The sequence below is a fragment of the Peptostreptococcaceae bacterium genome, assembly GCA_016649995.1.
In the GTDB taxonomy this organism is placed as follows: Bacteria; Bacillota; Clostridia; order Peptostreptococcales; family BM714; genus BM714.
This window is the reverse complement of sequence record JAENWJ010000011.1, coordinates 20,790-42,708: the sequence shown is the minus strand read 5'-3', so window position 1 is coordinate 42,708 and position 21,919 is coordinate 20,790. Positions and strand designations below refer to the sequence as shown.

The window sequence follows — 21,919 nt, the reverse complement described above, 5'->3', positions numbered from 1 at the left end:
TTCTTTACTAGTAAAATGAATATAATCGAGAGAGGATTATTCTTTATTGGCGGATTAATGTTACTTACAACAAATCGTTATTTTAATCTAATAGCAGTAATACTGTTGGCTGTAGCGTATATTTTACAAAAAAGAAAACATCCAAAAGCAAAGATGGCATAATAAGAAAAAAAATATACAATCAACTTCTATCTACTATGCAGGCATTAATATCAATAATTCATTCTGTTAATAATATTATTTAATAGTGAGGGGGAATTAACATGAAAAATATAAAGCTTAATTGTACAAAATGTGGTAAAGAATTTTCAATAAAAAAAATAAATTTCCGATGTGATATTTGCAATGAACCATTGGAACTAGAAGAGGTAAAAACAGGAAAAATTACTAAAGGCAATACACTCAGCCAAAATACGCTAGAAAGATATTCTGATTTTTTTCCATTTCTGGAGTTAACCAAGGGAATATCTTTAGGAGAAGGATTTACAGCTCTTACTGAATCTCCGGATATTGCTAATAAAATAGGCATTAAAGAGCTTTATTTTAAAAATGAGAGTCAAAATCCTACATGGTCTTTTAAAGATAGAGGGACTGTAGCAGCAGTACAACATGCCATAAAACTTGGTTTTAAAAGAATAGGAACTGTTTCAAGTGGGAATATGGCACCGTCGGTAGCTGCTTATGGCAGCAAATCTAATTTAGAAACATTCATTTTTGTAAAAGAAGGTATACCTACTGAAAAGATAAATCCCATAGCGATATACAATCCTAATCTTCTAAAAATCAATGGGAATTATGATGATATTTATTTGGAAAGTTATAAAATTGGAGAAGAGAATGATATATACTTTATGAATTCAGATGTTCCTTTTAGGGTTGAGGGCGAAAAAACTGCTGCTTTTGAAATTTGCGAACAACTTAATTTTAATATGCCGGATTATGTAGTTGTGCCAACCAGTTCAGGCGGGAATACAAGAGGTATAGAAAAGGGATTCAGAGAATTTAAAAATTGTGGTTTAATAGATAAAATCCCAAAGATAATTTGTGCGCAAGCAAAGGGATGTTCTCCTATTGCTGAAGCTTATGAAGATGGACGCGAAGTGGTTAATAAAGTTGAGAATCCCAATACAATTGCTCATGCTATTGAAAACCCATATCCACCAAGCGGCAATCAAATTCTTCGTATGCTAAAAGCAAATGGAGGAATCGCAGTTAGTGTTACAGATGAAGAAATAATAGATGCGCAGGGGATTCTAGCAAGGGAAGGTATTTTTATTCAGCCAGCATCTGCGGTTCCATTGGCTGCCGTAAAAAAATTAAAGAAGCAAAATTATTTAAATGAAAACGATAGAGTTGTTTGTATTGTGACAGGAAGTGGATTGAAATACACAGCTGTTTTTGAGAAACATAAACTGAATACTATTGATTGCGATATAGAAGATCTATCTAGCGTAATTAAGGGGATAAAAAATGATAATAGAAAATAGACTAAAGGAATTGAAAATCAATATTCCGTTGTCGCCAAAACCGGGTGCAATATATGTCCCGGCAGTTAAGTGTGGGGAGTATATATATGTATCGGGGCAAACTCCCAAAGATGGAGTGAATTTAGTATACAAAGGAAAGCTAGGAAGAGATTTGTCTACAATTGAAGGATATGAAGCTTCAAAACTTTGCGTATTAAGATCTATTAGTGCTATAAAAGATATTATAATCGATTTGGACAACATAGAGAAAATTGTAAAAATGACAGGTTTTGTAAATTCTTGTGAAGATTTCACTGAACAATCTCTAGTTATAAATGGTGCATCTGAATTATTGGAGCAGATTTTTGGAGAAGTTGGAAAACATGCAAGGTCAGCTATAGGTGTTAACTCATTACCTGGAAACGCAGCCGTAGAAATTGAACTAATCGTAAAAATCAAAAAATAATAAAGCTTTGTCTATGTTGAAATAAGGAGAATTTAATGAATATTGCAGTTATTGGTTTTGGTGGTGTAGGAAGAGCTTTCATGAAGCTGCTTGAAGAAAAAGAAGAAATACTGCGTGAAGAAGGATTGGATACGCAAATCTGCTACATCATCAATTCGCGTGGCGGGGTTTATAACCCCGAGGGTATAGACTGCATGGACCTATTGGAATTTTCTGCGAAGGAGAGGGACATATCTAAATATCCCAAAGGCGGAAGCAAAGATGTCTCGTTCGGTAAAATGCTTGAAAACAAAGATGTTGATGTCGTTGTTGAAATGACCCCCACAAACAAAAAAACCGGAGAACCGGGTATGACCCATATAACTAAATCGATTGGAAGTGGAATTCATGTAATCACATCCAACAAGGGGCCAATATTGCTCGCATATAAAAAGCTGAATGATTTAGCAGTGAAAAATGGAGTGCAGCTGGGAATTGGTTGTACTACAGGAGGGGCTCTGCCTTCTATAAACGGTGGCATGATGGACTTGGCCGGGTCTGAAATACTTTCCATAGAAGGCTTACTTAATGGGACGACAAATTTCATAATAAATGAAATGGAAAACAAAAAAGTTAGCTACCTTGAGGCGCTGAAAGAGGCGCAGAAAATTGGTATTGCTGAAACCGATCCGACTCTTGACGTGGAGGGCTGGGATACGGCGTCTAAACTCTTGATTTTGACCAATGTACTTATGAATGAGGAAAAAACATTGGAAGACATAAGCGTAGAAGGAATTACGGAAATCACACCGGAGGATGTAAGTCAGTGCTTAGCCGAAGGCAAAAAATTCAAGCTGGTTGGCAAAACGGTAAAAAAAGACGGACAAGTGAGAATGAGCGTTCGGCTTGAAAAACTTGACTCGAGCCATTCTCTTTACGGGGTGGATGGAAAAAATAAAGCAGTCAGGTATACCTCGGACGGATTGGGCGATTTGACAATCATAGGCGGGGCATCAGGTGTTAGACCTGCTGGAGCGTCAGTTTTGAGAGATCTAATCAATATACACAGAGGATATAAATTCAGCAGATAAGTGATTGCAATTTAGGGTTGAGGATAAAATACAGAAGCGTATACGTTCCTGTATAGCAGATTCTGTATTTTATCAAACTCGCAATATTCGAATTTTTAAGGATAAGACATCAAACAGATCGGCACAGCGATTTTGCCGATCACGTAGGGCAGTTGAAGGAATGAGTACGCGTGCAGATGAAAGCCTAAACCTCACAGAAGGAGATTTTTCCTTGGGCTTCATCTGTATTTGGCTTTTCGACTTCCCAAAAACGATAAAACCGACCATGATGCCATCGATTTCACGGGAAACAAAGTGGTACTGAAAGTTCTTAAGCGTTGATGAAGGAGTATCACTAGATGAAGGATTTACCGGGCTAGTTGAAACAGAGAGACTAGCGGACGTTGTTGGTGTTGATAAGTTGTATTTTAAGAATGAAAGTCAAAATCCGACATGGTCGTTTAAGGACAGAGGAACATATGTGGGATTGCAACATGCGCTTAAACTCGGATATAAAAGAATAGGGACGGTTTCTACCGGGAACATGGCTTCTGCGGTTCCGATTGCGGCTGTGAAAAAACTCAAAGAGACTGGAGTGCTTTCAGATGACGACAGGGTTGTTTGCATTATTACCGGGAGCGGACTTAAATATACTGCCGCTTTTGCTAAACATTATATGAAAAGCGAGGAATGCCGCCTGGAAGACCTTGGCGAATTTATTGCTAAAAACTATTAATGTGTAGTGGATTTCGACAGGGAGACCCAGAGCAACACCTATTTCTCGTGGTGATACAGTCGAGTGTAGGATTGATGGGTTTGAAACCTTAGAAAACTCTGAAGCAGACAAAAAAGTTGCCGAATAGAAGTGAGATTATTGGACGGAAAGAACAAACAATGTTTAATTTAGCGGGCAATCGGAGGAGCAAGCCATGGACAGACTGACCGAATGGATTGAAGAGAAAAAAACATATATTTCAAAACATATTGAGGGGAAACAAAATGGCGGCTACAGCGGAGAAGCAATCGACAGGCTTGCGAAATTCGAGAACCTGCTTGAAGACATGCTCGGGCAGAAAGAAAAACTTCCCGGAGAGCTAGCAAAACTAAGGGAAGAAGGGAAAGAAAAAAGCTATCGGTTCAGGGAAATATTCGCCAAGAAACTTACAATAGAGGCTTTGCTAACAATCATGAAGGATTTCGGAATAGAATAAAATGGCGCAAGAATATTCCGGGATTATTGTTGACTCATAAAAAGAAGGCCTTCGCGGGGTGATTTGCGAAGGCTCTTTTCTTCTATATATTACATAAAGTTGTATCTGCTTTAATAGTGACGAATTGTTTTTCTAAAAAAACGTTTCTAAAGGGTTTCCATTGCATTTATGAACGCATCCAAAGGCTGGTCGCCTATAAGATCGACACTGTCATTGAAGACGATTTTAGGAACCCCGCCGACATTGAACTTTTGGGAAAGTTCTTCGAAGGTGTTGGCTTCAATCATCTCTGCATTCACATTGGGGTTTAGAAGAGCGATTTTGTGGGCTTTTGACACGGCACCCGGACAATGCGGGCAGCCCAAGGTTACGAAGACCTTAATGTTTACAGGTTTGTCTATACTTTTGATTCTTTGCATCATTTCCTCCGGCAATTTTTCTCCGGCTCCAGATACATTCAATATGCCTGATATGAAAGAGTTTATCTCATGGCCAGCAGGGATTCCGTTGAACTTCACTCCGTTGTTCTTGTTTTCGCTGTCAAGAAGGACAATCGCAGGCGTAAGCTTTACGTCAAATTCCATGGCTTTTTCCTTGTCGCGGGCAACATCGTAGACTGATAGCGAAAGCTTATCGCTGAGACTGGCCATTTCCTCCATGTATCCACGGGCGTCTTCGCAGGATTCGCAGCCAGTTTTGTCAACGAATAGAGCGATGTTCACATTTTCTTTCATTGGTGCAAAAACTGCCTTGATTTGCTTGCTGATATCTTCATTTAAAAAAGCCATATTAATAATCCTCCATTTTTGGGTTTGTTTTAAAGCTTGTTTATATAGTCGTTTGCGCTTAGTGCGGCCGTTGCGCCTTCTGCTGCCGATAGTATTATTTGCTTGTAATCGCCGTTGGTAACATCCCCTGCTGCAAAAATTCCTTCGGTGCTTGTTTTTGCTTTTCTGTCGACAATAATTTCTTTTCTTTCGTTCATTTCAAGTAATCCCTCAAAGACTTCGCTCTTTGGAAGGTAACCTATCTCTATGAAAAGACCGTTTGTGGCGATTTCAATTTCCTTACCTTCATTTTTGTCGAAGGCAACAATGTGTGTGAGCAGCCTTTCGCCGCGGATTTCCCTTATTTCAGTTTGAAGATAAATCTCAACATTCTCAAGTTGCTTTAGTCTGTCTATGAGAACTTGGTCCGCCCTGAATTGGCTTCTGTGAACAATCTTGACAGTGCTGGCTATCTTTGCAAGGTCGATTGCAGCTTCAACGGCAGAATTTCCGCCGCCGGAGACGATTACATCCAGGCCTGAGAAAAGCGGTCCGTCGCATATCGCGCAGTATGCTACCCCTTTGCCCATGAATTCTTTTTCGCCGGGTACGCCCAGTGTTCTTGGTTTGCTGCCGGTGGAAACAATGATTGATTTTGCCTTGTATATTTTTCCATTGTCTGCGTGGATTTTTTTAAAGTCTTTACCATCTTCAATGGATTGAACCAGAGTTCCCGTCGTTGTCGGAATATCGTATTCATTTAAATGTTCTTCGAATCTATGCATCAAATCCTGACCGGAGAGGTTTTTGAATCCGAGATAATTTTCGACGGAGGAGGTGTCCATTACCTGCCCGCCTATGTGGTTTGCAATTATTCCAATATTCAAGCCCTTGCGCTTTGCATACAATGCGGCGTTGAGCCCTGCGGGGCCGCCTCCGATTATTATTGCATCGTAAAGCCTTTCTGTGTCGAGCCCTTTTGCTTTTGCAGCGCCATTTAGATTAAAATCCAATACCATTTTTTTCTCCCTTCATTTTCCCATGTTTCGGCTTATGATTTTGCATACGGCTGATTCCCCGAGCCCCCCGAAAAGGGTGCCTATTTCCTTGAGAGAAAGGGTCGTCATTTTTCTGAAATTAAGAAGTTCGCTGTTTCTGAGTTGCTTGTTCGACAGAAATTGCTCAAGGGTGAGGCCATGAACCTTTGCTGCAGCTTTCAGCAATTTCATCCCCTGGTCCAAGGTACGGATGCAATCGGTCCTGTCCTTGCACGACGGATTGACGTCAAGGCAAATCTCGCCCGTTTCAGTGTCATAAATCATTACACTTTCCCTATTGCTCTTGCCGGGCGTGAAATATATGTCGCTATCCAAAAGGGTGTCGGTTATGGCGGACCAATAGTCGCAACAAGGTTTTTCTCCGTGCAATGTATTCAGAACAATGCGAAGATCTTCCGGAGATTTTATCAATGTGCTTCTATAGCGCCCCCTAAAAATCTTGCCCCGATTCCTCATGCGATAGGCATAACTTATATTGATCGACTTCATGATCTTTGAAATGTCGCTTCCATTGTCATAAAGCACAAGCTTGTAAGCCTGCTTGTCCGCCAAACAATATCCGTATACCTTGAATTGAAATTGAGCCTTCTTTTCCTGCAATATTTCGAGGAAATTATGTCGGTCGGTATCGGAATCGAATATGTTTTTGCCTTCGACGCAGGATTGTTGAACGAGATATGTCCCGAAGGGAACCTTTTCCCTCGCCTTTCTTGCCATGGCAATCACCTCAGTTATAAAATACATCAAAATAAAACATTTGTCAAGTACCGTCCCCGATTAATTTACAATCATACAAAAGAGCACTGCATCCTTGAAGGGTGCAATGCTCTTTACAGATTGAACATGGTACTTTAATTTTCATTTGATAACTATCATGTTTGTTCCGGCCGTGAAAAGCTTATTGTGTATATAGTCCAAAAACCTTGGCTCCATGGTGGAAAAACAAGGAACAAGATTTTCGTTCTTCATGTTTTGAAAATCGTCAATCAAATCTTGCAGTGAGGGGTCTGTATTCATGGCAGAGGCTCCTTTTAAAACGTATTTTTAATCATTATATGATTTAAAAGGGCAGATGACAATTTCCTAAGCTATGAAATGGATATCATTAATAGTCTTCTTTACAAGAAGAAAAAGACAAGAGTGTTTGCGATGCGGAAATATTGAAGACACTTTTTTGTGCAAATCAATTAGATAATCTGCCTTATGGATACTTTAGCTCACGAATGGTTTGGACAATTTCGCAGGTTGGAGTATATAATGATATGTAAAGAGATGAAAAGAAGGTATAAATATGGCAAAAAACAAAAAAACCAACGCAATGCGCTTGCTTGAAAAAGAAGGCATTGCCTTTGAAACAATCTCATACGAAAACAGGGATGGGAAAATTGACGGAGTTTCAGTTGCGGCCAAAATTGGGCGAAGTCCTGAATATGTATTCAAAACACTTGTTACGGAAGGCTCGAGTGGAGAGCATTACGTGTTTGTTATTCCAGCGAACGAGGAGTTGAATCTGAAAAAAGCGGCAAAAGCTGCTGGAGAAAAGAAGGTACAGATGATTCATGTTAAGGACATATTGGGGCTTACCGGATACATACGGGGAGGATGCTCCCCGATAGGAATGAAGAAGCATTTCAAGACATTCATAGATGAAAGCGCCGGATTGCTTGACAAGATTGTTGTCAGCGGAGGGATGATTGGGCTACAAATGGAGATCGAATCGAAATCCTTGCTCTTTGTGGCAAAAGCAACATTGGTTGATGTGGCTGATTGAGCCTATTGTGCCCAAAAAATGCTGAATGTATAAAAGAACGATGAGCGAAAAATTATATGGGAAGAAAACATGTCTCCTTGTGTAATTGACAGCGGAGCAGGACTTGTATATCATGGATACATGAAAAACAAACATGACATTTATTGAGATCAAGGAGGATAAAGGAATGTTATACAGTTTTAGGAACGACTACAGCGAGGGAGCTCATCCCAGTATATTGGAGGCCCTGACAAAAACGAATATGAATCAGGAAGACGGATACGGTGAGGACTCACATTGCGTTATTGCAACTGGGATCATAAGAGAAAAAACAGGCAATTCCAATGCTGACATACACTTCGTGTCGGGCGGCACACAGGCCAACATGATTGTCATTTCGTCCATGTTGAAACCCTATGAATCGGTAATATCGGCGGAGACCGGTCATATAAACGGACATGAGACGGGAGCCGTGGAGTCCACCGGACACAAGATCAATACGGTGACAAGCACGGACGGAAAACTTACTACGGAAGGAATAAAGAGAGTGTTGGAGGAGCATTACTTCGAGCACATGGTCAAGCCGGCGATGGTTTACATATCAAACTCGACAGAGGTAGGGACATTCTATACAAAGAGAGAGCTTGAGGATATTTCTGATTTTTGCAAGAGGGAGGGCTTGTATCTGTTTGCGGATGGAGCAAGATTGGGTTCGGCACTATGCGCGGAAGGAAACGATTTGACTCTGGAGGAATTTTCTGCCCTTGTGGATGTTTTTTACATAGGCGGTACCAAGAACGGGGCACTCATAGGGGAAGCAATCGTAATTAACAATGAAGCCCTTAAGCCATGCTTTAGGTATGCCATGAAGCAGAGGGGGGCTCTTCTTGCAAAAGGAAGAATCCTTGGGGTGCAGTTTGAGGAATTATTAAGAGATGATCTGTATTTTGAACTAGCGCGCCACGCAAACTCCATGGCGGCAAAGCTTACCGATGGAATAAAGAATCTGGGCTATGGATTCATGGCCGAGTCGACTACAAATCAGATTTTCCCTATACTGTCCAATACGGTAATAAAAAAAATGATGGAAAGCTACGGCTTCTATGAATGGTGTGGGATTGACGAAAGCCATACTGCAATTCGACTTGTGACGTCCTGGGCTACTGGTGAGGATGCGGTTAAGAGCTTCCTATCCGACCTGAAGCGTTTAAGCCAATAGGACTGATGAGAAGAAAATTCCTATTTGTGAAATATTAATGGGCAATAAAAAGGCTGCCGCATCATTTAAAAGATGCGACAGCCTTTAATTTATTCAGAATGAAAATTAAAGAGACAATTCCCAGCGTTCTTCGATTAGGTCTATTCCCCAAAGGAAGCGGGAAGCGTATTCAGTTATCTCGAATCCGTATTTCTTGTAAAGATGGCGAGCGACATCAAGGCTTTTTACTGTCCATAGGAAAATTGATTTATAGCCCTTTTCCCTGCTGAAATCTATTGCTGTCCTTACAAACGCGTTTCCGAGGCCGGTTCCTCTTGCGGACGGATCGATTAGAAACCACCTGAGTTGTGCGTCGTCTTCACTGTTCTGTATGATTGCGATAGACCCAACGATAACTCCGTTATCTTCGGCCACCCAGACCATGCTTCCGCTACGGTCATTTGTTTCGAGGAATTGGCCCATAGCAGGCAAAACATATGGCTCGAATTCGCTTACATCAAATCCATATTCCCTCTCATACAATTTGCAGTGCAAGTAGTCTATATAACCCAAATCTCCCGGTTGGTACTCCCTGATCACGAGGGCTTTTATGCAGTCGCTATTGCTGTTTGGTTTTTCCATTTAGGCACATCCCTTCGAGAGTATTTCCTTCATCATAAACCGCTTGAGCCTGCAGGTCAAGACAAATGCTGGAATATTCAGAAAAAAACCTACGCAAACATTCGTGAATTTATAAGCGAATATTTGCTATTTGCTTCGTTTTACGATAAACTAATTTAATGTGAACAATTCGGAACGATATTATTAAAAAGGTTAAAAGGGTGAAAAAATGTTAAGTGTTACTAATTTATCTTTAAGATTTTCGGATAGAAAGTTGTTTGATGATGTGAATTTGAAATTTACCAAGGGGAATTGCTATGGCGTCATAGGTGCGAATGGAGCGGGCAAATCCACCTTGCTGAGAATACTCGAGGGTGAACTTGAACCTACTGCGGGAGATGTTTTCATTACCCCAGGAGAACGGCTTGCAGTTCTTAGGCAGGACCATTTCGCCTACGACGATGAAAGCGTCATCGATACGGTTATAATGGGTCATGAACGGCTTCGGCAAATAATGGCTGAGAAGGATGCGCTTTACGCCAAAGAAGATTTTTCTGAAAAAGACGGGATAAAGGCCGCCGAACTCGAGGGCGAGTTTGCAGAGATGAATGGATGGGATGCTGAAACCGATGCGGAGAAGTTGCTTGTCGGACTTGGCATAATGAAGGACGCCCATGGGCTCCTAATGCGAGAACTTGCAGGCGGTGAAAAAGTGAAGGTGCTTCTAGCACAGGCTCTTTTCGGAAACCCCGACATACTTCTTATGGACGAGCCTACGAACCATTTGGATTTTACGGCTATCAACTGGCTTGAAGAATTTTTGATAAACTATGAAAATACCGTGGTAGTAGTATCCCATGACAGGCATTTCCTAAACATGGTCTGTACACACATGGTGGATGTAGATTTTGGAAAGGTGCATCTCTTTGTGGGAAACTATGATTTCTGGTACGAGTCGAGCCAGCTGGCATTAAAGCTCATGAAGGACCAGAACAAGAAGAGCGAGGAAAAAATAAAGGAACTTGAAAAGTTCATAGCCAGGTTCAGCTCCAATGCATCGAAGGCAAAGCAAGCGACTTCGAGAAAGAAGCTTTTGGACAAGATAAATGTTGAGGACATAGTTCCTTCATCCAGACGATATCCATTCGTTGGGTTCAAGCCCAACCGTGAAACAGGGAAGGACATACTCTTTGTAGAAGGTCTCACCAAAACAGTCGATGGGGCCAAGGTGCTAGATGATATTTCCTTTACTTTAAACAAGAACGACAAGGTCATATTCGTTTCTAAGAACAAGGTGGCAGTTACGACCCTTTTCAAGATTCTCGCTGGAGAAATGGAAGCGGATGAGGGTAAATTCAAGTGGGGAGTCACTACAAGTCAGGCATATTTGCCCAATGACAATGCCAAGTGGTTCGAGGACGTGGACATTAATCTTATAGACTGGCTCAGGCAGTTTTCCGAAGAAAAAGAAGAAAGTTTCATAAGGGGATTTCTAGGGAGAATGCTTTTCTCAGGAGAGGAGCCTATGAAAAAGGTTCCGGTTCTTTCCGGAGGAGAAAAGGTAAGATGCATGTTCTCGAAGATGATGCTTTCGGGATCGAATGTGCTGATTCTGGATGAGCCCACAAACCATCTTGATCTGGAATCAATACAAGCTGTGAATGATGGACTCCAGAGTTTTAACGAGATATTGCTGTTTTCATCACACGACCACAAGTTTGTTGAATCTATTTCAAATAGAGTTATTGAGCTTACACCGTCGGGCGTTTACGACCGAGTGGGGGACTTTGACGAGTTTCTTGCAAACGAAGAGGTCCAGGCTTCAATTGAAAAAATGTATAAATAAAAAGAATGCTTGTTTCCGCGGGGCATTCCCTTTCCACTGCATTTTCCAGAAAGCTCGGGATTTTCTATTTCCGCAAGACTTCCGGATTCGACGGCATCCGAAAGAGCGTCTCCTACAGCGTTCATGATTCCATAGGATGTGCAGGTTGAACCATTCACCGCGTCCACAGAAATCGACTGGCTTTCGATTATTTCCTCAGGTGGTACCTTGTCCATTGCCGGCATATAGTACGAGGAACCGTGTTCGTTGTGGCTTAGTATGTCAATGACTGAAATGACATTGTCCTTCATTGTGACAGATGCGTGAAGAAACAAGAAATAATTATATTTTGCTATTGATTATAATGCCATAATTATGTATCATAGTGTTGTGCCTTTTTTCGGGATGTGGCGCAGCTTGGTAGCGCGCTTGCTTCGGGAGTAAGAGGTCGCAGGTTCAAATCCTGTCATCCCGACCAAATTATAAAAGCCCCTGTTGTTCTATATGAACAGCAGGGGCTTTTATTTGTCAAAAGAGGGTAATATAAATATTAAGGGAGGCGGGGAAACAATGAAATTATACAGGCGTATAAAAGGAAAAATCTACTTTATACCTTTTACTTACAGTGTTTTCTTCATCGTGTTGCCAAGTCTATACAGATTAACACGCTTATAAAACGCATAACAAGGGAAATATTGGCTTTAATCGAATCAAAGGTTCAAGAAATATGCGATTATGAAAGCATAAGAAATTCTCCGACGGAGAATTTGGGCAACCGGCTGGAGCTTGAATCAGAAGCAATAAAATCGGACAGAGCCGGATACATAAGGGCTTTGATGAAAAAGTAAAGAGGCTTGAAAAATTGACGGGAAGGATTCGCATGAGTGTCTAAACAATCGAAGACATGAATTGAGGAAAAGGCTATTGACGGTTTGTCTATTGGGGTATTAAAGTAATGCACAAAAAAATATGGGGATGGCGCTTCTCATAAAATTTCATGAAGGGAGACGCAGATATGAATAAATATTTGAAGGTAGTTTTACCCGTTATTTTGGTTGTTGTCATTCTTGCCGCATGCACTTCGCCGGCTACGGAACCTAAAAGAGCCTATGACGAAGGAAAAATAGACAACAAATTTGTTGGAGGAATGACGTCCTTCGCATTCGATATGTTCAGGGAGCTAAACAGGGAAGAGAAAGGCGAAAATATATTCATTTCACCCCTCAGCATTGTAGCAGCGCTTACAATGACATATAACGGTTCGGGCGGGGAAACCAGAGAAGAAATGAAGTCGGTACTGGGGTACGAAATCTTTTCAGATGAGACAGCAAACGATTCGTTTGAGAACCTTTTGCCATATTTGATGCAGGCTGATGAAAAGACAATCATCGACATATCAAATTCCATATGGTACAGAGAAGGAGAGGCCATTGGAGAGAATTTTCTTGAGCTAAATAAAAGGGTGTTTGATGCTTCTATTGAATCCATTGATTTCCAAAAGCCGGATAGTGCAGACATAATAAACCGATGGATAGAGGATGCTACAAAGGGCAAGATAACTAAAATGATTGAGCCCCCCATCTCGCCGGATGTAGTGATGTATCTCATAAACGCGGTTTATTTCAAGGGCGAGTGGACAAATGCATTTGATGAGAAAAGAACCTATGAGACCAAGTTCACGGAGGAATCCGGAACGCAAAAGACTGTTGAGATGATGAGTAACAAGACAACGGTCGATTTCGGCGAGACGAAGGACTTCAAAATTGCAAGGCTGCCATACGGAAACGAAAAGCTGTCCATGTATTTCGTTTTGCCTGAGGGTGGGCAAACTGTGGATGATCTTATAGAGTCTTTGGACGCAGACCGCTGGGAAAAAATGAAGGAGTCTATCTGGGAAACGGAAAATATTATACTTGGAATTCCCAAGTTCAAGATGGATTACGGAATAAAAAAGCTCAACGATACCTTGATTTCGATGGGAATGAAAAAGGCTTTTGGGGCTGAGGCGGACTTCTCGGGAATAAGAGACGACATTTTCATAAGCAGGGTGCTCCACAAGGCTGTCATAGAGGTCAACGAGAAGGGAAGCGAAGCGGCGGCTGTCACTGTTGTGGAGATTCTTGAGAGCGCAGCAGTGGAAGACCCGGCTATGTTCGTGGCTGACAGACCCTTTGTTTTCATGATTGCCGATGATGTACACGGGGATATATTGTTCATGGGCAAGTATGTAGTGGTAGAATAAGAATGGATGAAAGAACAAAATGAATGGAGGCGAACAGATGAAAAGCATATATTTTGCAGGAGGGTGTTTCTGGGGCGTTGAGGAGTATTTTTCGAAAGTAGCAGGCGTAATCGAAACTGAAGTCGGTTATGCGAACGGAAAAATCGAAAATCCAACCTACGAGGATGTTTGCCATAACTTCACGGGGCACGCGGAAACGGTAAAGGTTTCGTATGACGAGAGACTTGCGAGTGTAGAAACCTTGCTTGCCGCACTGTTCAGGATAATAGATCCGACACTTTTAAATCGCCAGGGACCTGACAGGGGAGCGCAGTATCGGACGGGTGTCTATTCGGAGAACGAGGACGACCTTGCGGCGGCGAATGAATGGATTGGGTCGGTCGCAGGAAAATATAAGAAACCGGTGCAGACAGAGGTACTGCCTCTTGAAAACTATAGCAGGGCAGAAGAGTACCATCAGAAATACCTCAAGAAGAATTCCGGAGGGTACTGCCATATAGATTTGGATGCATAATTAATGTCGACGAGAATCGCTAATTTCAGCGTTGCTTTCTGAAAACCGCTCTGTCACGTATATTTTATACGCTCCAGTCACTGTTTTCAGAAAGCGCCTTGAACTAAGCGATTCTCGCCGGTTTTTATACTGTCTTTCATTCTTGCCCGCTTGCTGCGTCTTGCGTCTGATTCGCGTGCCCTTATGAGAGAGTTTAATATTTGATATAATAGATTATAGAAGCAAATATAAGGATTCTTATTAGCAATTGTTCTGAAAGGAAAACCAATGGGAAATAACAAAAAAACAAACGCTTGCAACAAAACTGCTTGCAAGATTTGCGGAAGCGAAACTAGAGATTTGTATGATACGCAAATGAAGGACCGTTACCACATATGCCCTGTATGTAAGTACATTTTTCTGGACAATGGGGGATATGTTTCAAGCGAAGATGAAAAAGAACGATATCTAGAGCATAATAACTCATATGAAAACGAGGGATATAGATCTTTTCTCGAAGGATTTCTTGATGAAGCTGTCTTTCCATATGGGAAAAATTTCGACAGGGCATTGGATTTTGGAAGTGGTCCCGAACCCGTATTGTCGCGAATAATGAGGGAAAAGCATGGAATAAAAACCGACATATGTGATCTTTATTTTTCTCCTGAGAAGGTTTATCTTGACAACAAATATGACCTTATTGTTGCCACGGAGGTGTTCGAGCATCTCAAAGAACCCGTCGATACCATTAAGGAGCTTTCGAAATGTCTTAAAACTGATGGATTGCTTTCCGTGATGACACTTTTTCACTACAACGATGATGAATCGTTTCTAGGCTGGCATTACCGAAGGGACAAGACACATATAGGGTTTTTTATGTCGAAGACCTTGGAAAAGCTTGGAGAGCTTGCGAATCTTCGATTGATACATACGGATGGTAAAAGATGCGGAACCTTTAAAAAATATTCCGATGCCGATTCTGAAATCATAGACTCCTAGGCTTCCAGACAATGTATATGTATTTTGCGTATTCATATCCATAATTTTGCGCCATAGTCATTTCATCAAGATCTAAGATGGGAAAATACATACACGAAAGGGAAAGGGAAGAAGAGTGAAAAAATATAAAATCCAATTTATCTTAGTGCTTGTTACGGCACTCATTCCTATAGCGGCATGGGCAAACATGGGAATTCCGATAGAAGACCCGGTGGACCACTACATGGTTTTCGATTCTGATTCCGGAATTCGCATGGTGGAAGAAACGGTCTCGTTCAGCTTCGAAGGCGACAAGGGGCTTTACAGCTCTAGGGTAGACGTATCATACATTCTTAGGAACGAAGAGAAAGAAGATAAAATTGTGGACATGATTTTCATGACTTCCTACATGGGGGAGGATGGATCCCTCGCAGTCCGTTCCAAAGGAGAAATGATTGAAACAGGTCAGGCTAAGCATCTTGAAGAGATGCCGATAAATTGGGAGGCGTCCAGCCGAATGCCGATTGTTGAGCCGCTAAGTGGAGAAATCCTCGAAAACAGTCCGAGTCATTTTGAAGGGGCTGTGTCAAAAGATGGCCCGGTCATTTGGGGAACTCGTTTTTCCGTGGACTTGCCGGCAGGGAAGGAAACGACTCTTGAAGTCGCCTACGACAGCGAAAGCGGTTTTTACAGGTACCAAAACGTCATAAACAATGTTTGTTCGCAGATATACTATCTTACTCCCGCGAAATTCTACGAGGGGGAGCCCAAGGTGACTCTGAAAATCTCCTTTCCGGAAGAGATGGACATGGCTCTGCACTCCAACATTCCCATGCATTCGGACGGAGGGAATGCTTACTCGGCAGAGCTTGACGGGCTTCCTGAAGAGGAATGGCTATTCTCTTTCGCGGACAGAAAGGGTCTGGTTTTGGGAACGAATGACAGAACGCTGAATAACGGAATTGTTTTAGGGATGTTAGCGGTTATTATTGCTCTTTCCGTTTGGATTTGGAAGAAGAAGAGGCGAAAGACCATGGCTATATGTGGGGGCGTCATAGCCGTATGTTCACTTGCGCTTTTCAGGCCATCATATGGAATGGCCTTCCTGCTTTATATAGCGGCGCCGATTATTGGAATTGCTGCTTTGGTATTTCTTGCCGTTTGGGTTATGAAGAGGTTTCTTGCAAACAAGCGTAAGCTATAGGAAAATGTGAATATTTTGGACAAGCTTTATTGAAGAGACGATGAACGATATCATGTATTCATAAATTGACCGGAGGAAGATGGAATTGAAAGAACAAGTGCTGAAACTTAGGGGAAAAAATTCTATAAAATACATCGAAGGGTATCCTCTCATAAGAGAGAAGGACCTTGAAGGCGTAGGTAAAAGCCTTAAGGAAGGCTCTGTCGTCAGGCTTGAGGATGGCTCAGGAAACTTCATCGCAAGGGGCTACATAGGCAGTCAAAACAAGGGCGCCGGCTGGGTTCTCTCGAGAAAGGAAAACGAGGCAATCGATGAAGCATTCTTTTATAACAGGATTGCGGCTGCGCTCGGAAAGAGAAGCCGATACTTCGCAGACCATGAAACAACTGCCTTTAGAATCTTCAACGGGGAAGGCGACGGAATCGGAGGATTGACAATCGACTTTTTTGATGGATACTGCCTTATAAACTGGTATAGTCTGGGAATCTATAGATTCAAAGAAACCATCGTAGAAGCGCTTTCTGCAATGACGGCGGCCAAGGGCATTTATGAGAAAAAGAGATTCGATACCGGGGGCAAATACTTAACAGATGACGATTTTGTCAAGGGTTTGCAACCGGAGTTTCCTCTAATAGTCAGAGAAAAAGGTGTGAAATACGCGGTTTATCTGAACGAGGGAGCCATGACAGGAATTTTTCTTGATCAAAGGGAAGTGCGAGGCCGCCTGAAAGAGGTCTATTCAAAGGGCAAGACCGTGCTTAATACCTTTTCGTATACAGGGGCGTTTTCGGTTGCGGCAGCGCTTGGTGGAGCAAAAAAAACCGTGAGCATTGATCTTGCTAACAGGAGCCTCGAAAGGACAATGGAGCAGTTCGAAATTAACGGTCTCGGAAAAGAAGGACGTGAGATAGTTGTAGAGGATGTCTTCAAGTATTTTAAAAGGGCGGTCAAGCAGGGTCTTCTTTTCGATATAGTGGTACTCGATCCTCCAAGCTTTGCCAGGTCCAAGGAAAACATATTCAGCGCTCCTAAGGACTACGGGAATCTAGTTTCAGAGTCCGCAAAGCTGCTTAAAGACGGAGGATTGCTCATTGCGTCTACAAATTGTGCCGCCTTTGACATGACGCGGTTTAAGGAAATGGTGAAGGACGGGTTCAAGCAGTCGGATGCTACATTCAATATTCTTGAGGAGTATAGGCTTCCTGAGGATTTCAGGATATGTGAAAGCTACAGTGAAAGCGACTATCTGAAAGTTCTATTTTTAAGGGTTGGCAAGCGGGCATGAAGACCCTAAATCATATTAAAAAGAGATTTGTGGCTTTGATAACCTTAAAAGCATAAAAAGAAACTCGATTTTTCAAAAATCCGCTTATTTAGCGGGTTTTTGCTGTATGATAGAAATGTAAATGAAATTAAAAGAATGATAATAAAAGGATGGGAAAAATGATTAAATTAGGGGAAAGACAATCCTTGAAAATAATTAAAAAAACCGCTGACGGACTGTTTCTATCAGATTCCACAGAAGGTCAAAATGTTTTTTTGCCGACGAAGGAAATCAAGGAAGACATGGAAATAGGAGATGCTTTAGAGGTTTTTGTTTACAAGGACAACAGGCAAAACCTTTTGTCCACTACTAAGGAGACAAGACTTGTAAAGGGAGGAATGGCTCTTTTATCGGTTAAGTCTATTACGGATTTTGGCGCATTTTTGGATTGGGGATTGGATAAGGACCTCTTTCTGCCATTCAAAGAGCAGAGAGGGACTATTAAAGAAGGCCATAGGGTTTTAGTCCAATTGTATGAGGATAAAAGCGGACGCTTATGTGGAACCATGAAAATATCCAATAGGCTTCAAAGTGCAAGCCCGTACGATGAAGGCATGGCTGTATGGGGAACGGTCTATGATATAAATCCGGACATGGGCGCTTTTGTTGCCGTAGAGAATCTATATCATGGAATGCTTCCAAAACGCGAGGTATATAAAATATTTCAGCTTGGAGAAAGAATTGAAGCCTGGGTTGAATCAACGAGAGAAGACGGCAAACTAAACCTGACATTCCGAAAAAAAGCACATGTGACAATGGACGATGATGCTGACTTTGTTTTTAAGGAACTAAACAAGAATGATGGATTCTTGCCTTTTAATGATGAATCGGATGCCGACGAAATAAGGAAGCGCTTTGGTATAAGCAAGCGTTCTTTCAAGAGGGCTTTGGGAAGATTGTTCAAGAGGCACTTGATCACTTTCGAAGAAGGCGGAACCAGACTTACGGAAGCAGGGATAGAAGAATTCCAAAACAAAATATAGAAGGAATGATTGAGATTATGGAAGAAAGTATGACTATAAGTGTTGAGAAGGCTCTTTCAGGGAAAAACTACATCTTTTTGGATGTTCGTTCTGAAGGAGAATTCGCAGAGGACCATTTGGAAGGGGCTTTGAATTTCGCGCTTTTTAATGACGAAGAGAGGTCCCGCATAGGAACAATATATAGAGAGGATCGGAGCGAAGCGAAGCTTGAAGGCATACGGGTTGCATCAAAAAAACTAGAGCTTTTATATACACAGATACAGGCTCTTTCGAGCAAGCATGACCGCGTAGTAGTATACTGCTGGCGGGGAGGCATGCGAAGCCGCGCAGTTGTTGCGTTTTTTCGGTCTTTGGGAATGGGGAATGTTTTGCAACTTGAAGGCGGCTACAAGGAATACAGGAGAATTGTGAACGCGTATCTTGAGAAGGATGTGGAAAAACTGACCTTTGTGGTTCTCCATGGAAGGACAGGGGTCGGCAAGACGGAAATACTTAAAAAGCTTAAGAAAAGGGGAGTCCATACGGTAGACCTTGAGGCCCATGCAAGCAACTCAGGGTCAGTTTTCGGTAGAATACCATTCGGTGGAAGAGGCCCTACTCAGAAGCGGTTCGATACGTTGCTTTTCGAAAACCTTAAAGATTGGGACGATTATTTTATACTTGAGAGTGAAAGCAAACGTATTGGAGATCTCCACCTGAAGGAAAATTTCTTTCAGGCTATGAAAAGAGGGGTTCACATACTCGTTGACACAAACATTGAAAATCGCGTCAAAATAATCGCCGACGACTATGTTTCGCCTGAAACTGAGAAGCAAATAATTGGAGCAATAGAGGCCCTTAGAAAGCGATTGGGAGGAGATGCTGCCGATCGACTTGTGGGCCAGGTTAAAAATGATGAATACCACGAGGTTATACGATACCTCATGGAGTCCTATTACGACGGACTATATGATTACTCCATAAAAAATGTTCTCGAATATGATTTGGAAATCACATACGAAGACATTGACGAAGCCGTAGATGCTATTGAAGCATGGTTGGTGGACAAGGTCTTTTTCCGAAAGGCCGATGTTGTGGAAAAGTGAGAAAATAATTTAATGCAGTTATTATGCATCCTCTCTCAGTAGAGGTTTTTCTTTTGATTAAAGCAGGGCAGGTACAGGTCTTGCTTTATGGTTGACAAGAGGCCATGGATGGGTATAAATGAATTATATTAATAAAAGGGAGAGGATTAAAGTGCCAAACATTGACTTGTCAAAATTCGAGAAGAAACTTATTGTAAGGCAGATAAAGCGGGAGGATTTTAATGAGATTATAGCGCTTCAGAAGATCTGTTTTCCGGAAATGGATCCTTGGCGTATTGACCAACTGGAGAGCCACATAACCCTTTTTCCGGAGGGACAGATTTGCGTCGATTACGATGGTAGAATCATAGGGTCGAGCTCGAGCCTAATAGTTACTTTTGACGAGTATGAAGACCAGCACACATGGGATGAAATTACGGGGGAAGGGACCATCAGCACCCATGATTCCGAGGGGTATAATCTTTACGGCATCGAGGTCATGGTTCATCCTGAGTACAGGGCCATGAAAATTGGGAGAAGACTTTACGAGGCCAGAAAGGATTTGGCACGGGACTGGAATCTTAAAAGCATCGTTATAGGCGGACGAATCCCCAATTATCACAAATACGCAGATGAGTTGACTCCGGCCGAGTATGTACGAAAGGTCATGCGTCACGATCTTCGAGACCCGATACTAACCTTCCAGCTCAGCAACGGATTCGTGGTGAAGCGTATCAACCGCAACTACCTTCCGGATGATGAAGCCTCTCTCAAATACGCCACATTAATGGAATGGTATAATGTGGATTTCCATCCCAAGACCAAGAGGCACTTCAAGACGGCTTTTCCGGTAAGGACCTGCGTCATACAGTACATGATGAAAAGGATTGAATCTTTTAAGGAATTTGCCAATCAATGTGAGTATTTCGTGGATATTGCATCCAATTACAAATCTGATTTCGTGGTTTTTCCGGAGATTTTTACAACCCAACTGCTCTCATTTTTGGGAGGCAAGTCTCCTAGCGATGCAATCCGTAAGCTTACTGCATATACTGAGCCCTACATTGAAATGTTCACGGCTTTTGCCGTCAAGTATAATGTCAACATCATAGGCGGATCCCATTTTGTTGAGGAGGACGGCCGGATCTACAATGTGGCCTATCTTTTTCGTAGGGACGGTACCATCGAGAAGCAATATAAAATCCACATCACCCCCAATGAACAGAGGTGGTGGGGAATTTCTCCGGGAAACGAAATCAAGGTTTTCGACACGGATTCCGGTAGAATCGCCATTCTAATATGTTATGACATCGAATATCCGGAGCTTTCCAGAATTGTGACAGAAAAGGGAGCCCAAATTATATTCACACCCTTCTGCACCGACGAGCGGCAGGGGTATATGAGAGTGCGCTATTGTGCCCAGGCTCGTGCGGTAGAAAATCAAGTCTATTCAGTCATTGCAGGCACAGTAGGCAACATGACCCAGGTTGAAAATATGGACATCCAGTACGCTCAGTCGGCTATATTCACACCATCTGATTTCGCATTCCCCCGTGACGGAATAATGGGTGAATGCACCCCTAACATCGAAATGGTTGTGGTAGGGGACTTGGACCTTGAACTTTTGAAGCGGACTAGAAGGGACGGCACCGTTACTCTTTGGAAAAATCGGCGAACCGATCTTTACGAGCTGAATGTTAAGAAAATGATTAACGATTGCAAAGCTGATTAAAAATTGGAGTCAAGCAGTTCTTTTAGAGAGGCCTCGAAAGCCCTATCATTTTCGGGGCTTCTTTTTTTGAATCGGGAACCTCGTCCTCCCCCTTTTCGTATGATGTGGTTCATGTGGCGGCTGCCAAGAAGCCGACCTATGTTGACGTCAGATATGACGAGCCCGTTTTGGGTAATACATTTTCCACCTCGTGATAAAACCATTGCAGCAAGTCCGTAATCCTGAGTTACTACTATGTCGCCTAGTTTAATATGGTTTGCTATGTAATAGTCTGCGCTGTCAAGGGATTTGTCGACGGTTATCACAGTTGCATAAGCATTCTCGATTTCGTGTGAATAGTTCTTTACAATGAAGGCATCCATTCCGCGTAGAGCAGCCATTTTAACGCTCAGTGAAACCACGGGGCATCCGTCCGCATCGATGAATATAGACATAAAAACCACCTCTTTCTCTTGCTCTTAGTATACAGCAAAAGAAACCGAGTTATG

At 42.1% G+C, this 21,919-nt stretch carries 23 protein-coding genes, 1 tRNA gene and 1 pseudogene; 18 read left to right on the top strand and 7 right to left on the bottom strand.

Annotation, left to right across the window (positions count from 1 at the left end):
* Positions 1–263 precede the first annotated feature (263 nt).
* The 5 genes and pseudogenes from thrC to JJE29_03795 all read left to right on the top strand — a co-directional run bounded on the left by thrC (position 264) and on the right by JJE29_03795 (position 4,192).
* Positions 264–1,487: a threonine synthase gene (thrC, locus tag JJE29_03815; protein MBK5251744.1), complete on the top strand. Its 1,224-nt coding sequence runs from the start codon at positions 264–266 to the stop codon at positions 1,485–1,487.
* The gene (locus JJE29_03810; protein ID MBK5251743.1) at positions 1,471–1,932 is read left to right on the top strand and encodes a RidA family protein; all 462 of its coding nucleotides are present in this window, start codon (positions 1,471–1,473) and stop codon (positions 1,930–1,932) included. The genes thrC and JJE29_03810 overlap by 17 nt, the downstream gene beginning before the upstream one ends.
* A 35-nt stretch (positions 1,933–1,967) precedes the next feature.
* Positions 1,968–3,002 (top strand): homoserine dehydrogenase, encoded by a 1,035-nt coding sequence (locus JJE29_03805; GenBank protein ID MBK5251742.1) that lies wholly within the window; start codon positions 1,968–1,970, stop codon positions 3,000–3,002.
* A 331-nt stretch (positions 3,003–3,333) separates the two neighbouring features.
* Positions 3,334–3,717: pseudogene (locus JJE29_03800) on the top strand (pyridoxal-phosphate dependent enzyme).
* Between the two features lie 193 nt (positions 3,718–3,910).
* Positions 3,911–4,192, top strand: a complete 282-nt coding sequence (locus JJE29_03795) for a hypothetical protein (GenBank protein MBK5251741.1) — start codon at positions 3,911–3,913, stop codon at positions 4,190–4,192.
* A 146-nt stretch (positions 4,193–4,338) separates the two neighbouring features.
* Here JJE29_03795 and JJE29_03790 read toward each other — a convergent pair whose 3' ends face one another.
* From JJE29_03790 to JJE29_03775, 4 genes are all read right to left on the bottom strand, one after another.
* Positions 4,339–4,980 carry a thioredoxin family protein gene (locus JJE29_03790; GenBank protein ID MBK5251740.1) on the bottom strand — a complete coding sequence of 214 codons (642 nt, stop codon included), beginning with the start codon at positions 4,978–4,980 and terminating at the stop codon, positions 4,339–4,341.
* Positions 4,981–5,009: 29 nt separating this feature from the next.
* On the bottom strand, positions 5,010–5,978 hold the full coding sequence (locus tag JJE29_03785) for an FAD-dependent oxidoreductase (protein MBK5251739.1): 969 nt from the start codon (positions 5,976–5,978) through the stop codon (positions 5,010–5,012).
* A gap of 12 nt (positions 5,979–5,990) precedes the next feature.
* The gene (locus JJE29_03780; protein ID MBK5251738.1) at positions 5,991–6,734 is read right to left on the bottom strand and encodes a transposase; all 744 of its coding nucleotides are present in this window, start codon (positions 6,732–6,734) and stop codon (positions 5,991–5,993) included.
* 141 nt (positions 6,735–6,875) lie between these two features.
* Positions 6,876–7,034 carry a hypothetical protein gene (locus JJE29_03775; GenBank protein ID MBK5251737.1) on the bottom strand — a complete coding sequence of 53 codons (159 nt, stop codon included), beginning with the start codon at positions 7,032–7,034 and terminating at the stop codon, positions 6,876–6,878.
* Between the two features lie 274 nt (positions 7,035–7,308).
* On the opposite strand from JJE29_03775, the gene ybaK reads away from it, so the two are divergent.
* Together ybaK and JJE29_03765 are read left to right on the top strand one after the other, a co-directional pair.
* A complete protein-coding gene (gene ybaK / locus JJE29_03770; protein ID MBK5251736.1) occupies positions 7,309–7,788 on the top strand; it encodes a Cys-tRNA(Pro) deacylase in 480 nt (159 codons plus the stop codon).
* 166 nt (positions 7,789–7,954) lie between these two features.
* On the top strand, positions 7,955–8,986 hold the full coding sequence (locus JJE29_03765) for a low specificity L-threonine aldolase (protein MBK5251735.1): 1,032 nt from the start codon (positions 7,955–7,957) through the stop codon (positions 8,984–8,986).
* Between the two features lie 105 nt (positions 8,987–9,091).
* On the opposite strand, the gene JJE29_03760 is transcribed toward JJE29_03765, so the two are convergent.
* Positions 9,092–9,607, bottom strand: coding sequence for a GNAT family N-acetyltransferase (locus JJE29_03760; protein ID MBK5251734.1), 516 nt, complete (start codon positions 9,605–9,607; stop codon positions 9,092–9,094).
* A gap of 208 nt (positions 9,608–9,815) precedes the next feature.
* Here JJE29_03760 and JJE29_03755 point away from each other — a divergent pair, with 208 nt between their 5' ends.
* A complete protein-coding gene (locus JJE29_03755; protein ID MBK5251733.1) occupies positions 9,816–11,432 on the top strand; it encodes an ATP-binding cassette domain-containing protein in 1,617 nt (538 codons plus the stop codon).
* On the opposite strand, the gene JJE29_03750 is transcribed toward JJE29_03755, so the two are convergent.
* Positions 11,354–11,722, bottom strand: a complete 369-nt coding sequence (locus tag JJE29_03750; protein MBK5251732.1) for an FMN-binding protein — start codon at positions 11,720–11,722, stop codon at positions 11,354–11,356. The genes JJE29_03755 and JJE29_03750 overlap by 79 nt on opposite strands.
* A gap of 90 nt (positions 11,723–11,812) precedes the next feature.
* On the opposite strand from JJE29_03750, the gene JJE29_03745 reads away from it, so the two are divergent.
* The 10 genes from JJE29_03745 to JJE29_03700 all read left to right on the top strand — a co-directional run bounded on the left by JJE29_03745 (position 11,813) and on the right by JJE29_03700 (position 21,431).
* Positions 11,813–11,889, top strand: a tRNA-Pro gene (locus JJE29_03745).
* A gap of 217 nt (positions 11,890–12,106) precedes the next feature.
* The gene (locus tag JJE29_03740) at positions 12,107–12,259 is read left to right on the top strand and encodes a hypothetical protein (GenBank protein ID MBK5251731.1); all 153 of its coding nucleotides are present in this window, start codon (positions 12,107–12,109) and stop codon (positions 12,257–12,259) included.
* A gap of 167 nt (positions 12,260–12,426) precedes the next feature.
* The gene (locus JJE29_03735) at positions 12,427–13,653 is read left to right on the top strand and encodes a serpin family protein (GenBank protein MBK5251730.1); all 1,227 of its coding nucleotides are present in this window, start codon (positions 12,427–12,429) and stop codon (positions 13,651–13,653) included.
* Positions 13,654–13,690: 37 nt separating this feature from the next.
* Positions 13,691–14,167: a peptide-methionine (S)-S-oxide reductase MsrA gene (msrA, locus tag JJE29_03730; GenBank protein ID MBK5251729.1), complete on the top strand. Its 477-nt coding sequence runs from the start codon at positions 13,691–13,693 to the stop codon at positions 14,165–14,167.
* A gap of 267 nt (positions 14,168–14,434) precedes the next feature.
* Complete coding sequence (locus JJE29_03725; GenBank protein ID MBK5251728.1) at positions 14,435–15,145, top strand: class I SAM-dependent methyltransferase; 711 nt, start codon at positions 14,435–14,437, stop codon at positions 15,143–15,145.
* Positions 15,146–15,260: 115 nt separating this feature from the next.
* Positions 15,261–16,328 (top strand): hypothetical protein, encoded by a 1,068-nt coding sequence (locus JJE29_03720; GenBank protein ID MBK5251727.1) that lies wholly within the window; start codon positions 15,261–15,263, stop codon positions 16,326–16,328.
* 85 nt (positions 16,329–16,413) lie between these two features.
* The gene (locus JJE29_03715; GenBank protein ID MBK5251726.1) at positions 16,414–17,613 is read left to right on the top strand and encodes a class I SAM-dependent rRNA methyltransferase; all 1,200 of its coding nucleotides are present in this window, start codon (positions 16,414–16,416) and stop codon (positions 17,611–17,613) included.
* Between the two features lie 158 nt (positions 17,614–17,771).
* Complete coding sequence (locus JJE29_03710) at positions 17,772–18,635, top strand: RNA-binding protein (protein ID MBK5251725.1); 864 nt, start codon at positions 17,772–17,774, stop codon at positions 18,633–18,635.
* A 5-nt stretch (positions 18,636–18,640) separates the two neighbouring features.
* A complete protein-coding gene (gene mnmH, locus JJE29_03705) occupies positions 18,641–19,720 on the top strand; it encodes a tRNA 2-selenouridine(34) synthase MnmH (protein ID MBK5251724.1) in 1,080 nt (359 codons plus the stop codon).
* Positions 19,721–19,871: 151 nt separating this feature from the next.
* Complete coding sequence (locus JJE29_03700) at positions 19,872–21,431, top strand: bifunctional GNAT family N-acetyltransferase/carbon-nitrogen hydrolase family protein (protein ID MBK5251723.1); 1,560 nt, start codon at positions 19,872–19,874, stop codon at positions 21,429–21,431.
* Here JJE29_03700 and JJE29_03695 read toward each other — a convergent pair.
* A complete protein-coding gene (locus JJE29_03695; protein MBK5251722.1) occupies positions 21,428–21,865 on the bottom strand; it encodes a DUF188 domain-containing protein in 438 nt (145 codons plus the stop codon). The two genes, JJE29_03700 and JJE29_03695, sit on opposite strands and share 4 nt — an antisense overlap.
* Positions 21,866–21,919 lie beyond the last annotated feature (54 nt).

Excerpts from the sequence above, each read along its gene's own strand:
- JJE29_03765 (MBK5251735.1), top strand. The coding sequence starts at position 7,955 with ATGTTATACAGTTTTAGGAACGACTACAGCGAGGGAGCTCATCCCAGT.
- JJE29_03760 (MBK5251734.1), bottom strand. The coding sequence starts at position 9,607 with ATGGAAAAACCAAACAGCAATAGCGACTGCATAAAAGCCCTCGTGATC.
- mnmH (MBK5251724.1), top strand. The coding sequence starts at position 18,641 with ATGATTGAGATTATGGAAGAAAGTATGACTATAAGTGTTGAGAAGGCT.
- JJE29_03805 (MBK5251742.1), top strand. The coding sequence starts at position 1,968 with ATGAATATTGCAGTTATTGGTTTTGGTGGTGTAGGAAGAGCTTTCATG.
- msrA (MBK5251729.1), top strand. The coding sequence starts at position 13,691 with ATGAAAAGCATATATTTTGCAGGAGGGTGTTTCTGGGGCGTTGAGGAG.
- JJE29_03790 (MBK5251740.1), bottom strand. The coding sequence starts at position 4,980 with ATGGCTTTTTTAAATGAAGATATCAGCAAGCAAATCAAGGCAGTTTTT.
- JJE29_03775 (MBK5251737.1), bottom strand. The coding sequence starts at position 7,034 with ATGAATACAGACCCCTCACTGCAAGATTTGATTGACGATTTTCAAAAC.
- JJE29_03810 (MBK5251743.1), top strand. The coding sequence starts at position 1,471 with ATGATAATAGAAAATAGACTAAAGGAATTGAAAATCAATATTCCGTTG.
- thrC (MBK5251744.1), top strand. The coding sequence starts at position 264 with ATGAAAAATATAAAGCTTAATTGTACAAAATGTGGTAAAGAATTTTCA.
- JJE29_03755 (MBK5251733.1), top strand. The coding sequence starts at position 9,816 with ATGTTAAGTGTTACTAATTTATCTTTAAGATTTTCGGATAGAAAGTTG.
- JJE29_03795 (MBK5251741.1), top strand. The coding sequence starts at position 3,911 with ATGGACAGACTGACCGAATGGATTGAAGAGAAAAAAACATATATTTCA.
- JJE29_03725 (MBK5251728.1), top strand. The coding sequence starts at position 14,435 with ATGGGAAATAACAAAAAAACAAACGCTTGCAACAAAACTGCTTGCAAG.
- JJE29_03750 (MBK5251732.1), bottom strand. The coding sequence starts at position 11,722 with ATGAAGGACAATGTCATTTCAGTCATTGACATACTAAGCCACAACGAA.
- JJE29_03785 (MBK5251739.1), bottom strand. The coding sequence starts at position 5,978 with ATGGTATTGGATTTTAATCTAAATGGCGCTGCAAAAGCAAAAGGGCTC.
- ybaK (MBK5251736.1), top strand. The coding sequence starts at position 7,309 with ATGGCAAAAAACAAAAAAACCAACGCAATGCGCTTGCTTGAAAAAGAA.
- JJE29_03710 (MBK5251725.1), top strand. The coding sequence starts at position 17,772 with ATGATTAAATTAGGGGAAAGACAATCCTTGAAAATAATTAAAAAAACC.
- JJE29_03780 (MBK5251738.1), bottom strand. The coding sequence starts at position 6,734 with ATGGCAAGAAAGGCGAGGGAAAAGGTTCCCTTCGGGACATATCTCGTT.
- JJE29_03735 (MBK5251730.1), top strand. The coding sequence starts at position 12,427 with ATGAATAAATATTTGAAGGTAGTTTTACCCGTTATTTTGGTTGTTGTC.
- JJE29_03695 (MBK5251722.1), bottom strand. The coding sequence starts at position 21,865 with ATGTCTATATTCATCGATGCGGACGGATGCCCCGTGGTTTCACTGAGC.